This window comes from Thermosynechococcus sp. HN-54 (assembly GCF_023650955.1).
Classification (GTDB): Bacteria; Cyanobacteriota; Cyanobacteriia; order Thermosynechococcales; family Thermosynechococcaceae; genus Thermosynechococcus.
This window is the reverse complement of record NZ_CP098039.1, coordinates 2,035,660-2,048,628: the sequence shown is the minus strand read 5'-3', so window position 1 is coordinate 2,048,628 and position 12,969 is coordinate 2,035,660. Positions and strand designations below refer to the sequence as shown.

At 48.4% G+C, this 12,969-nt stretch carries 11 protein-coding genes; 7 read left to right on the top strand and 4 right to left on the bottom strand.

What is annotated here, in order from left to right:
- Positions 1-15: 15 nt before the first annotated feature.
- The 7 genes from NBE99_RS09870 (at position 16) to NBE99_RS09840 (ending at position 8,819) form a co-directional block, all read left to right on the top strand.
- Complete coding sequence (locus NBE99_RS09870) at positions 16-1,251, top strand: response regulator (protein WP_250681914.1); 1,236 nt, start codon at positions 16-18, stop codon at positions 1,249-1,251.
- 66 nt (positions 1,252-1,317) lie between these two features.
- Positions 1,318-1,680: a PleD family two-component system response regulator gene (locus NBE99_RS09865; protein ID WP_250681913.1), complete on the top strand. Its 363-nt coding sequence runs from the start codon at positions 1,318-1,320 to the stop codon at positions 1,678-1,680.
- 2 nt (positions 1,681-1,682) lie between these two features.
- Positions 1,683-2,198 carry a chemotaxis protein CheW gene (locus NBE99_RS09860; protein WP_250681912.1) on the top strand — a complete coding sequence of 172 codons (516 nt, stop codon included), beginning with the start codon at positions 1,683-1,685 and terminating at the stop codon, positions 2,196-2,198.
- Positions 2,199-2,231: 33 nt separating this feature from the next.
- Positions 2,232-5,045, top strand: coding sequence for a methyl-accepting chemotaxis protein (locus NBE99_RS09855; RefSeq protein ID WP_250681911.1), 2,814 nt, complete (start codon positions 2,232-2,234; stop codon positions 5,043-5,045).
- 2 nt (positions 5,046-5,047) lie between these two features.
- A complete protein-coding gene (locus NBE99_RS09850) occupies positions 5,048-7,849 on the top strand; it encodes a hybrid sensor histidine kinase/response regulator (RefSeq protein ID WP_250681910.1) in 2,802 nt (933 codons plus the stop codon).
- Complete coding sequence (locus NBE99_RS09845) at positions 7,842-8,339, top strand: chemotaxis protein CheW (protein ID WP_250681909.1); 498 nt, start codon at positions 7,842-7,844, stop codon at positions 8,337-8,339. The genes NBE99_RS09850 and NBE99_RS09845 overlap by 8 nt, the downstream gene beginning before the upstream one ends.
- Positions 8,340-8,390: 51 nt before the next feature.
- Positions 8,391-8,819, top strand: a complete 429-nt coding sequence (locus tag NBE99_RS09840) for a DUF29 domain-containing protein (RefSeq protein WP_250681908.1) — start codon at positions 8,391-8,393, stop codon at positions 8,817-8,819.
- 59 nt (positions 8,820-8,878) lie between these two features.
- Here the strand turns inward: NBE99_RS09840 and NBE99_RS09835 are convergent, their stop codons facing one another.
- The 4 genes from NBE99_RS09835 to pseG form a co-directional block, all read right to left on the bottom strand.
- The gene (locus NBE99_RS09835; RefSeq protein ID WP_250681907.1) at positions 8,879-10,033 is read right to left on the bottom strand and encodes a hypothetical protein; all 1,155 of its coding nucleotides are present in this window, start codon (positions 10,031-10,033) and stop codon (positions 8,879-8,881) included.
- Positions 10,034-10,040: 7 nt separating this feature from the next.
- Positions 10,041-10,721: a bifunctional 2-polyprenyl-6-hydroxyphenol methylase/3-demethylubiquinol 3-O-methyltransferase UbiG gene (locus tag NBE99_RS09830; RefSeq protein ID WP_250681906.1), complete on the bottom strand. Its 681-nt coding sequence runs from the start codon at positions 10,719-10,721 to the stop codon at positions 10,041-10,043.
- A gap of 63 nt (positions 10,722-10,784) precedes the next feature.
- The gene (gene pseI, locus NBE99_RS09825) at positions 10,785-11,840 is read right to left on the bottom strand and encodes a pseudaminic acid synthase (RefSeq protein WP_250681905.1); all 1,056 of its coding nucleotides are present in this window, start codon (positions 11,838-11,840) and stop codon (positions 10,785-10,787) included.
- A 25-nt stretch (positions 11,841-11,865) separates the two neighbouring features.
- Positions 11,866-12,969: a UDP-2,4-diacetamido-2,4,6-trideoxy-beta-L-altropyranose hydrolase gene (gene pseG, locus NBE99_RS09820; RefSeq protein ID WP_250681904.1), complete on the bottom strand. Its 1,104-nt coding sequence runs from the start codon at positions 12,967-12,969 to the stop codon at positions 11,866-11,868.

Genomic DNA, 12,969 nt, shown 5'->3' with positions numbered 1-12,969 from the left:
ATGGATCAGGTTAATATGATGACATCAGATCGCAGTTTTGGTGGCGGGGGAACACCACAATTGACAGAAACACTTCAGCCGCAACGATTACTCCAGCAGCTGAGTACTTCAGCGGGTACAGGTTGCTTTCGGGTTAGCGTTCAAGGGCAGCAGTGGTTTCTCTACTTTGATCAGGGAGACATCATCTATGCTACCCACACGATTGAACCGGGCGATCGCTTTGAGCGACATCTGCGACAACTCAGCCAAATCGTTCCTGCCCTCGATCGCGAGTTACGTGCCCAAGTCCGACAGCAATGGGAACAGGCCAATACCCCTACCCCGATCTATGAGTATGAGAGTCTGCGCTGGCTGCTCACTCAAAACATCATCACCCCAGAGCAGTTTTATCAATTGGTGGAGGGGCTGATCTTGGAAGTCCTCGAGTCGTTTCTCTATCTCAAGAGTGGTCACCATCAACTGGTGCCCTATGTTGAAGTGCTGATTGTCAGCCGCTTTGACGTCAGCCGACTGATTCAGCAGTGCAAATCCCGCATTCAGCAGTGGCTGAGCTTGGGTCACAAAATTGTCTCGCCTTTTCAGCGCCCCTACTTTTTTAGTGGTGCCCAAGTGAATCTAACCCCTGAGCAGCAGCAACGCTTGGGGTCGATGTTGCGGGGCTTTAGCTTTCGCCACTTGGCGGTGCTCATGAACCAAAATGAAATTACCTTGGTGCGCAGCCTTGTGCCTTTGATTGAGAAAGGGGCCGTCGTCGTTCGGGAACCGCAGCACCCCTTTGATTTACTGCCGAGTTTTGATACCAGTTTGTGGCAAGAAACCACACCCGCTGTTGCGGAGGAGAGTGGTGATGTAGGCAGTGGCTTTTTCACTTCCCAAGTGCCAAACCGTACCTATCGGATTGTCTGTATTGACGATAGTCCGACGATGCTCAATGAAATTAAGCGGTTTTTGGCCGATGATGCCTTTGAAGTCATTGCCCTCAATGATTCTGTGAAAGCCCTGATGGAGGTGATGCGCCTCAATCCAGATCTAATCCTGCTGGACGTGGGGATGCCCAACATTGATGGTTATAAGTTTTGTAAAGTCATTCGCAACCATGAACGCTTTAAGTCAGTCCCCATCATTATGGTGACGGGTAACACGGGTCTCATTGACCGCGCCAAAGCCCGTCTTGTGGGGGCAACGGATTACATGACCAAGCCCTTTACTCAAGCGGAACTTCTCAAAATGGTGTTTCAGTACTTGACGTAGTACAGACAACCTGTGGGCAGTATATTGACAGTAATTGATTATTTGAATTGACATTTGGGAGATGACATGACGACGGTCTTAGTGGTAGAAGATACCCCCTCGGAAATGGCACTGATTACCTCGTTTCTTAAGGACTCTGGCTATACCGTCATTGCGGCCACTGACGCCAAGGAGGCTCTAGAAAAAGTCACGCAGTACAAGCCCGATGTGGTGGTGACGGATGTGGTGATGCCGGGGATGAGCGGCTTTGAACTCTGCCGCAGTCTCAAGAAAAATCCAGAAACAGAAAAGCTCCCCATTGTTGTCTGCACCTCGAAAAACCAAGAGCTAGACCGTCTTTGGGCTATGAAACAGGGGGCTGATGCCTATGTGACGAAGCCCTTTAACCGTGACGATCTAGTGCGGGCGCTGAAGTCGGTGGTGGTGTAGCGATGTTGGGGGTGGCACCTTGGTTGAACAGTGGTGAAGGGCGCGATCGCCCCCAAGGGGCACCCTACTTGCGCTTAGTAGTGCACGAGCAATTGACGGCACTGCTGCCGATGACTGAGATTCAGCAGGTGTTGGTGATCCCGCCGCAACAGCTCACAGTGATTCCCAATATGCCCCCAGTGGTGATGGGGCTGCTGAACTTTCGTAACCGCATTGTTTGGGTGCTGGATTTAGCCCACTTGCTGAGCCTAGAGCCACTGGATGCAGATATGTCTCTAGTGACGATCGTGCTATTGCACACCCCCAAGGGATACCTCGGATTGGCGCTAAAGGAAGTACGCGGCATTGTCCGTCTTCCCGAGCGAGCCATTCAATCGCCTGTGGGTACAGTGAGTGCGGCGCTGGTTCCCTACCTGAAAGGCTGCTGTCGTCTAGCCGAGGAGGTCGTTTTCATCCTCGATGGCGCTGCGATCGCCGAACGGTTTTGTGCAAGTGTGCTTGCTGTTGATGTCGGATAGGGCTGCTATTGATGCTGTTAGGATGTGCCAACAATGACCACTGCTAAACCCCCCCTCGATATTCCCCCCTTGCCACCCTCGGTCTTGAACTACCAACTGCCTTCTCTTGAGGAGAAAACAGCACCCGCCAACGGCAAATCCCCTGAACAACCTGCATCCCCACCGCCCCCCCGCCGCAAATTTTGGGGGCTACGTCCGAAACTGATTACCAGTGCTGTTGCCCTTGCAACGGTGCCGATGATTGGGGTGGGCTTAGCGGCCAATGAAGTGGCGCGTCAACAGTTAATGCAGCAGGTATTGCAACTTCAGCAACAGGAAGCCAATAGTGCAGCGCTTCAATTTGACAACTATCTGCGCGATCGCCGGGGGGACGCACGGGTCTTGGCTTCTGTTTTGAATAATCGTTATAGCAGTGAAATTCAGCGGCGCGATCGCCCCCAACTGCAAGCCGTTCTCGATCAGTTCCTTGATGCCTATGTGGTCTACGACAGTGCGGCAATCATTGCCAACGATGGCCAAGGAACCGTCATTGCTCAATCCTCAGCAGGAAACCGTCTCGCCAACAATATTCTCCAAAATCAAGAGTACTTTAAGCTGGCGATCCAAACTCGGGGCGTGGTTTTAACCGTTGAGCCAACGCTGTCGCGGCCCGATCGCCCCCTCGGGATGTTTTTGGCGGTACCGCTGATCAATCCCCAAAACCAGCAAATCATGGCGGTGCTGCGGTTGCGGGTACCCAAGGGCAGTATTCAGCAGTTTTTTAAAACCTATGATCGGGATCAACAGGAGAGTTTTTACCTCGTTGAGCCGGGGGGAAGGATCTTCGCGGCCTCAATCCCAGAGTTGCAGGGCAAACCCCTAGAGGAGGCTTTTCCCAAACTGGCTCAAACAAGGGAAAATAGGCCCACGAGCACGCTGACAGAAAAACGCCGCTTGGATGGGGAGTCCCAAATTCTCAGCTACACCAGTGTTTCGCAACCCTTTACTTCCATTGTCCTTGGTACCGACCAAGACTATGCCCTCAAGCCCCTGCAAAACCTCACGTGGACACTTTTGTCTGGGGTAGTCGTGACGGCAATTGTGGCGGGGGCGATCGCTATTTATCTGAGCGATCGCGGCATTCAACCGCTGCTGCGCGCCACCAACGCGGTAACAAAAATTGGTGAAGGGGATCTCCAGACCCGCCTCCCCGTAGAAGGGGATGATGAATTGGCCACCCTCAGCCGCACCATTAACCAGATGGCCGCACAGTTAGAAGCCTCCCTTACCGAAGCCCGACTGACTGCCCAACGCGCTCAGCAATTGCGCGATAGTGTCTTCCGCTTGACCCAGCAGAGCGATCGCCAGCAAATTCTCGATAACCTTGTCAATGAGGGTCGTCACCTGTTGGGGTGCGATCGCGTGATTTTTTATGAATTTGATCAGAACTACGTGGGCAAAGTCATCGCCGAATCTGTTGGCGTGGGGTGGCCCCAAGCCCTCGAACAGGTGATTGACGATCCCTGCTTCCGTCAAAATTGGGTGGATGCCTACACCAAAGGGCGTGTCCAAGCCACAGCCGATATTCTCAATGCGGGTCTGACGGAGTGCCACCTGAAACAACTCGCTCCCCTGAAGGTGCGAGCCAACCTAGTCGTGCCCGTGCTCGTGGAAAAAAAACTGGTGGCTCTGTTAATTGCCCATCAGTGCAGCGGCTCGCGTCAATGGCAACAGCCCGAAATTGATGCCTTTCTCCAGTTGGCCAACCAAGCAGGACTGGTTCTAGAGCGCAGCAAATTCCTTGAGCAGACCACTGCCGCCCAAAAAGAAGCCGAACGCCTTGCTCAGGAGCAACAGCAGCGTACGGAGCGCATCCAAACGCAGTTGATCAACCTACTGACGGAGGTAGAGGCCGCCTCCCAAGGGGATCTAACAGTACGCGCAGACATCACTGCCGATGAAATTGGTACCGTTGCTGACATCTTCAACTCGCTCATTGAAAGTCTGCGGGACGTGGTCATCCAAGTGAAAGCCACCACCGAGAAAGTGAACACCGCCCTCTTGGCGGATGAGCAAGCCATGACCGAGCTGGCGGAAGAATCCCTGCGGCAAGCCAAGAAAGTGAAGCGGATGCTGGAAGCGGTTGAGGCCATGTCCAGCTCGATTGAATCGGTGGCAAACAGCGCCAACGAGGCGGCAGAAGTGGCGCGTAAAGCCTCAGAGCGAGCGGTCACCAGTGGTGAAACGATGGATGCCACCGTCGAGAGCATTCTCCACCTGCGGGAAACCGTGGCTGAAACTGCCAAAAAAGTGAAGCGCTTAGGCGAATCCTCGCAGCAAATTTCCAAGGTGATCTCCCTGATTAACCAGATTGCCCTGCAAACCAACCTCTTGGCCATCAATGCTAGTATTGAGGCTGCCCGTGCCGGTGAAGAAGGCCGAGGCTTTGCTGTGGTGGCAGAAGAGGTGGGTGAACTAGCAGCGCGATCGGCCGCGGCAACCCGTGAAATTGAGCAAATCGTAGAAACAATTCAGCAGGAAACCCACGAAGTGGTCAGTGCCATGGAAACGGGTACCGCCCAAGTGGTCGAAGGCACCCGCCTTGTGGAAATCACCAAGCAGAACCTCGAAGAAATCGTGCAGGTGTCGCAGCACATTGACGAGCTGGTGCAGTCTATTTCCCAAGCCACGGTTTCCCAAGCCCGCACCTCCAATACGGTGAATACGCTGATGCGCGATTTCGCCAAGGTTTCAGAAGGCATGTCGGCCACCTCCAAACAGATCTCTGAGTCTCTCCAAGCCACCGTGGACATGGCTCAGGAACTCCAAAACTCCGTCAACATCTTTAAGGTGACTGCTGAGGGATAACCATGCCCGAACCCGGCGTTGAGGAAACGATTCGTCTCCAGTTCCTCGAGGAGGCTCAGGACTACCTGCAAACGATTGAGTCAGGGATACTGGAACTCTCCCACCAGCCGGGGGTGATCGATGGCGTGCTGCGGGCGGCTCATTCCATTAAAGGCGGCGCCGCAATGATGGGCTTTATGTCCCTCAGTGAGCTGGCTCATCGCCTTGAGGATTTCTTCAAGGTCTTGAAATCTCGACCCTGCGAGGATGTGGAGGTACAACACCTCCTGCTCAAGGCCGTGGATCAACTGCAAGCAGTCATTACCCTCCATCGCCAGGGGGTTGAACCCAATGAGGGCTGGTGGCGCACCCAAGTCGAGCCAATTTTGGATGAGTTACAGGGACGGCTGGGAGAGCCGACGGCAGAGGATGATCTGGCACTCCTCAGTGGCGATGATGGCCAGCAGATGCGGGTGGTTCTCTTTGAAACCGAGGTGGAAGCCTGCCTGCAACGCTTGGAAACCGTCCTGCAAACCCCCGGTCAACCCTGCCTCAAGGAGGAGCTGGCGATCGCTGCCCAAGAACTGGAAGGCCTAGGGCAAATGCTGGAGCTGCCCCAGTTTGCCGAGTTTTGTGCCTCCGTCAGTGCCTATCTGGAGCAGCCCAACTGTGATGTCAGCGAAGCGGGTGCCCACATTATTCAGCAATGGCGACGCTGCCAAGCCCTTGTGATTACTGGTCAACTGGAGGCTCTCCCCACGCATTTGGAAACCCCTGAAGGCCATGATCAAGGGGACGAAGAAGACGAGGATCAAACCATTATTGATTTGCCGCTGGCCAACCTCAATCAAGAATTAGGAGTCGAGGACTTTGCCAGTGCTGAAGTGGAGGCTTTCTCCTTAGGGGATTTATTGTCCCCCCCACCCACCCCTAGAGAGGCACCTTCCCCTACTCTAGAGGCTGAGACCACCCCAGTGACTCCCCAGCCCCAAACCCAAGAACCCAAGGAAATGACCGTGCGGGTGCCGGGGCATCAGTTGGATCAACTGAGTGATCTGATGGGGGAGTTGCTCATTGAGTGTAACGGTCTGGATCTACAACGGGAACGCCTCCATGATCTGCTAGTGGGTCTCAAGCAAAAAGTGCGTGCTCTTGAGCGTGCCAACTTTCGTCTGCGCACAGAGTATGACCGTGTCAGTGCCCCCCATCACTTTAATCCCCAAAATCAGCATGGCTTCGATGTCCTCGAGTTCGATCGCTACACCGATGTGCACCTGCTCTCCCAAGAGGTGATGGAAACCATTGTGCAGGTGCAGGAAATTACCAGCGATTTGGAATTGAGCCTAGAGGAAACCGAACGCACTGGCCGTGATCTCAACCGCACCGCCAAGCAACTTCAAGCTCGGTTTACCCAAGTGCGGATGCGCCCCTTTGCGGATCTGGCCAACCGCTATCCTCGCCTAATCCGTGAATTGAGTCGCGAGCATGGTAAAAATGTCAACTTAGAGATTGAGGGCAGCCACGTTCTCATTGACCGGACTGTATTGAGTGTGTTGGCGGATCCCCTCTTGCACCTTGTCCGCAATGCCTTTGATCACGGGATTGAACCCGCCGAGGAACGCCAAGCCCTTGGTAAACCCCCAGCGGGAACCATTACTCTAAAAGCGGCCTATCGCGGTAACCAAACCGTAATTACGGTGGCGGATGATGGCCGCGGTCTCAATCCAGAGAAAATTCGCCAAACGGCACGGCGATTGGGCTTAGCTCGGGACTGGTTGGAAACCGCGAGCGATCGCGACCTTTGGCAACTGATTTTTGAGCCGGGCTTTTCAACAGCCTCACAGGTAACTAGCCTCTCTGGACGCGGCGTAGGCATGGACGTAGTGCGCACCAACCTACGGCAAATTCGCGGTGACATCCAAATTCACAGTACCCCCGGCCAAGGCACGCGATTTACGATTACAATTCCCTACACCCTTTCGGTGGTACGGGTGCTCTTGGTGGAGGCCGCTGGCATGCTCTTGGCGGTGCCAACCGAAGAAATCGAGGAAATGGTACTGGCCGATCGCTACCCTCCGATCGAAACCCTTGGCTCAACCCTAATTGACTGGGAAGGCTATCTCATTCCCTTAGTTGATCTCACCCAGATTTTCCACTTTCAGCGTCCCTATCGTCCCGTGGAAATGGAGGGAGCACCCACAATTAACGAACCAACCCTGATGATTGTTAGTCAAGGGGACAGTGCCCTCGCCCTGCGGGTTGATCGCTATTGGAGCGAGCAGGAAGTCACCATTCGCCAAGTCGAAGGAGAATTAGCCCTCCCCAAGGGCTTTAGTGGCTGCACAATTTTGGGGAATGGCCGTATTGTCCCTCTATTAGATCCCCTCGCCCTTTTTGATTGGTCAGAACAAGAGAGTTCTCGTGTCCCTGTGGCTAGCCCCGTTGCCCCTAGCCAAGACACCGTCCTTGTGGTTGATGATTCAGTGAACGTGCGGCGCTTTCTTGCCAGTATCCTCGAAAAAGCGGGTTATCGGGTCGAGCAGGCCAAAGATGGTCAGGAGGCCATTGATAAGCTCCAAGGGGGACTACACGTCAACGCCCTCATTTGCGATATTGAAATGCCTCGTCTTGATGGGTTTGGCGTTCTCACCCAAATTCGCCGCATCCCCCACTGTCAAAACACCCCTGTCATGATGCTGACTTCGCGCACGGGTCAAAAACACCGCCAACTGGCAGAACGTCTGGGAGCAGCCGCCTACTTTAGCAAACCCTTCCGCGAAAGCGACCTCTTGGCCACCCTTGATCAGTTGATCCGCCATGCTTAAAAGCCGTCGTCGTCGCCAAAGCCAACCGATTGTTTTAGAGCAATTCCTCACCTTCATCGTGCGTCAAGAGCAGTTTGCCGTGCCCATGGCACAGGCCTATCGCGTCATTCCTTTGCCCCCTGTTCATGGCGATCCACAGCAGCGGGGGGTTGGCCTTGTCAGCTATGAGAATCGGGAAATTGTAGTCATTGATATTGGCCGCTGTCTTTTTGATGATCCCCTCTCAGCCTCAGAAACGCAAAAGCTCAAATTTTTGCTCATTCTCCAGCCCCGTTTGCAAGAAGAGTGGCTCGGACTCCCCCTCACAGACCCCCCCGTCATTGAGCGCATCCCGCGGGAGGCGATTCATCCCATTCCCAGCAACTATCTCCACTGGGGGAGCATTCACAACGTCAGTTCCCTCATGGTCAGTAGTCAAGACGATCAGGAGTTACCGCCCATCTTTATCGTAGATATTGAAAAAGTACTACACACCCTAGAAAAGCGATAACTTCCCTGCACTGCCCTAGCCTGACTAGATATCTCTGGAGTCGAGCCGGCCATGAGTAGCCTCTATGAAACCGACTTTTATGCTTGGACGCAACAGCAAGCCACATACCTCCGCCAGGGCAAATTTGAACTCCTCGACCTTGAGAACTTAAGTGAGGAGATTGAAGCCTTGGGCAGGCAGGAGAAGCGGGAACTGCGCAGCCGCCTTGAAGTGTTACTGGCTCACTTGATCAAGTGGTACTACCAACCTGAAAGACGCTCAAAAAGCTGGCTTTACACGATTCGTGAGCAACGACGTCGCATAGAACGCCACCTCAGGGAAAACCCCAGCCTCAAGCCCTACCTCTCAGAAGCAATTGGCATCAGTTATGAGACGGCTCTTGATTTAGTAGGACAAGAAACACCCCTTGACCCTGAAATGTTGCCCCAAACGTGCCCCTTTTCTGAAGCGCAAATTTTTGAAGAGCCGCTCCACCTCTAGGTTCAGCCAATATGCTCCCACGAGACAGCCGTACCCCGCTCAATGGCTTGGTTCACTCGCTACCTGTGATCTCTTTCAAGGTCTAGAGTAGTGCAATGCAAACCACCTAGCATTGTGTAACAATGACGCATTCTGACAGGAACAACAGTAAACCTTTTGGCTTCGAGGGCTTTGATTAGAGGGAGTTGCTGGTCATGAACCAAGACTGTATCAGGAGAAATGGAAAATACATTCAATCCTGCCCAAGGAGAACTCATGGTATTTAAATGAGAAATAACACCCATGGATAATAATTCTTCATATACAGGAAGGCGTACCTCTCTATGAAAGGAGACCTCAGTTTCAGGCACAGGTACAACCTCCGTAAAGTATATTTTATCCCACTTACTGAATACTTCAGGACATGTAGATTCTTTTACTCTGAAACCATTTAATAGAACCACCCCTTCAGAAAGAGGTAATATAGTTGAATCTAAGTGAGAGGATCGATAGGTATGCGTCAAATGAACTTTATAGTCACTACCTAACACATCAGCAAGCCATTTAGCTCCTTTATGATTTCCAGTCGAGGAAACTAAATATAAAATATCTTTTCCGAGCCTAATTATGTTGGCAGCATCAAAAATAATTTCGTCCTCAACCAAGAAGTGAAATATTTCATTGACTCCACCACTTAGCTGTTGGTGTACTTTATCTTCCACATTTTCTAGATCAGTTAAAGGACGCTGTAATAGCTGACGATATTCCCCTTTTAACTTTGGCGGTGGTGCAAATATCCATCTAAATCCTTCATCAAAACAATGCTTGTAGAGCAAGTCTTGAAAGGCGTAAAACTCAAATAATCTAAATCTAGATGATGGAGCACTGACAACTAAAGTATTTCCAAAAACAATGTGAATGTCTCTAACATTATATATATCAAAACCAGATGCTGACCAATTCGGGGTACTAAAGGTGTAGTATTCCTCATGCCATGAAGGACGTAAGACGTTAACGCCAGCTTTTCGTAGAATGCTACACAGTACCTCTAAATCTTCAGCTACTTCATCTAAATACCATTGGGGGTAGGCTTTACGAGCGATAGTTTCAGCCTTTGTCAAAATCTCAAATGATCTTGAACTATCTATAACTTCTAATCCTGGAGAGAAATTTTCTACTGTACCAACGATGACTGTCTTAAGTTTATCCCATTCATTGTTAGATTTTATTTTCATTACTAATTCACTCCTTAACACCAAAGAAAGTATATCTCAACTCGCTCCCTTCTTCACGAAAAGAGTAGTCATAGTAATCTAGATAAATAGGCTTAAACAAGGAAAATTTCTTCACCATTTCTTCCTTGTCTCTCACAAAGTTAAGGTAAAGATCATAGTCTAAACGGTCAGTCTTAAATTGGACATGCCACAAACCGTCCCCAACATAAGTCCCATGATTTCTATAGTAGTGCGTCCATCCATTCATAGAAGCATAAATTTTGGAACCAACTTTCATGTTGTTATAGAGGCACCTAATTGCTAAGTCAAAATCTGTATTCGACAAAAAGTCTAAAGTTTGAATAGATATAACTATATCAAAGTCACCTCCAAAGAATATCTGCTCTGGATTAGGTTTAGGTTCAATGACAGCAAACTGTGAAGCAATGTGTGGCATTCTGCTACGAGCAACGGCAATATCATTAGCGGCAATATCAACTCCGAAACAATCAAATCCTAAATTATCAAAAAAGGCCAAGGCAGCACCTTGTCCACAACCAAAGTCTAGTAAACGTTCATGTCCTTGGCCATCAATACCGTAGTCAAACTTTAGAATTCTGCCATAAAACCTAAAAATAAAGCTCTCTACGTTTGGAGCGTTGTAAGTTCCTGACCAATAATGAGCATTTGTTTGAAGATATTCATTCATTGATATTTTCTCCTGAAAATTATTTTGACTTATATGCTCTTAGATTTAAACAGTTGGCTGAAGTTAATCAATTTTATCCCAAGATAGAGGAGTTCCTGCTTCCAGCGTAACCCTAGACTTTCTTCCGAGTACTTGGTCATAGAACTCAGGTAGTAATCCTCCTGAAGGTCGTATAATACGGATATTCTCATTCGTAAATGTTTCTCCGCTTTTAATAGATTTTACAACATAGATCGAGGGACGCTCCTTCAATGAAGCTTTTTCTGATGATAACGGCTCATAACAGACTTTCCCTAAACTTTTCCAAACCATCTCTGTACCTAGTCGAAGCTGGTGTAGTTCGGTGGGCTCAATTGAAAAACTTGAGTCCACTCCTCTTTCAGAGCGGGATAAAGTAAAGTGCTTTTCAACGATCACTGCCCCATGGGCAACAGCAGCAAATGCAGCATAAGGACTCAAAGTGTGGTCAGATAATCCTACATAACAGTTATAGCGACTTCTTAAGTCTGGTATTGTTAGGATGTTAGCATCTTTTTCAGTTGAAGGATAGGCGCTAGTGCATTTTAGTAGAATAAAGTTTTCACAGCCTCTTTTTCTGATTGTCTCTACAGCTTTTTGTATTTCATCTAATGTTGCCATACCAACAGAAAGGAGCAATGGCTTACCGCAATAAGATGCTTCTGAGAGTAGAGGGATGTGAATAAGCTCAAATGATGCTATTTTTATCGCATCAACTCCAATAGATAGGAGAAATTCTAATGAAGAAATATCGAATGCAGTACTAATACAAGCGAGACCTTTATTGCGGGCAAATTTAAATAACTCTTCCTGCCATTCCCAAGGCATGTAAGCTTCAGAGTATAAATCCCAGAGATACTGACCAAACCATGGACTCTCAGGATCATCTATAAGAAACTCACGACGTTTACTATCTATAGTTAAAGTGTCAGGTGTGAAAGTTTGTAACTTTATAGCATCTGCACCACTTTTAGCCGCAGCATCGATAATAGCAAATGCTCTATCTATATTACCATGATGATTACCAGACATTTCGGCAATAATTAAGGGACGATAACTTTGTCCAATGATTTTAGAACCGATTGAAATAGATGTATTCATACTATTACTTCAAATTTTTACGGATTTACTTGCTCATGATTAACTTTAGCATGCGACTTACTCGGCTAGCCCCTAGATGATCACATACCAGATTGTGGTTGATCTTAGAACTCGAATCATCTTTTATAGATTTTAACAAAAAGTCACATATAGTATGAGACTTTACCTCATTGTAATGACCTAAGTAGTAGATAGAATTTTTTTTAAGTAAGCACATAACAGAGAGGATTTGATTTTTGCTTGTTGTTGTAATTAAACAAGTTTTTTGCATAAACAAACCTTCTATCATAGAGTTACCTCCCGAAGTTAAAAAAATGTCAGCATTCTTAAGTAGATTTGCTAAGCTATCGGGAGCATAATGAATTTTTACTTCATCTAAGTTCTTACTAATTTCTTTGATTATTTTAAAATTTGAATTGAAGCAGCCAACTACTACATCAACACTAACTTCTTGTTTAAGTCTAGGGTGATTTTCCATCAAAAGCCTTATTGATTCTAGTACTTTAATAGTTTCTCCTGTAGGATCACTTCCACCATAAGAAATCAGAATTTTCTTTCTGTTATCCTGTAGAGTACAGTCCTTATGGCCATTTTTTGCAGTAATAAAGTATGAATCGATCAGTGCGTATTTTAAGCCTACTAATTGATGACAATTAGTTGATTTTTTTAGCAGATTTTTATTAAAGGGAATATCAATATCACTCAATACTATGTCTGCATAGTGTGCTCTATTACGAAAATCATCAATCACAAGTATTTTATATCCAGATTCGGCAACTCGTTGTTCCCACGAAATCCCCAAATTATAACTATCTAGTACTACCCAATCAATTGACAAGTTTTTAATTGCTGTTAGTGTACATTCAGCATCAAGTAACTCCTTATTAAAATTATTAGGAAAGATATTACTTTTGGCTAGACTCTCATACATATTTCTTATACAAATATGATGAAAACCCTGTAAAAGATCGTGGCTAATTGATGAAAGAGAAATAATGTAGATACAAAAGCCATCCTCAAATAACTGTTTTGCTAAGGTTAAACAACGTCGTAAGTGTCCTAGGCCGATCTCTGAGTTAGCCTCTACCCTGATCGCAATATTACCTACTCTTTGCATGCAAATACTCAT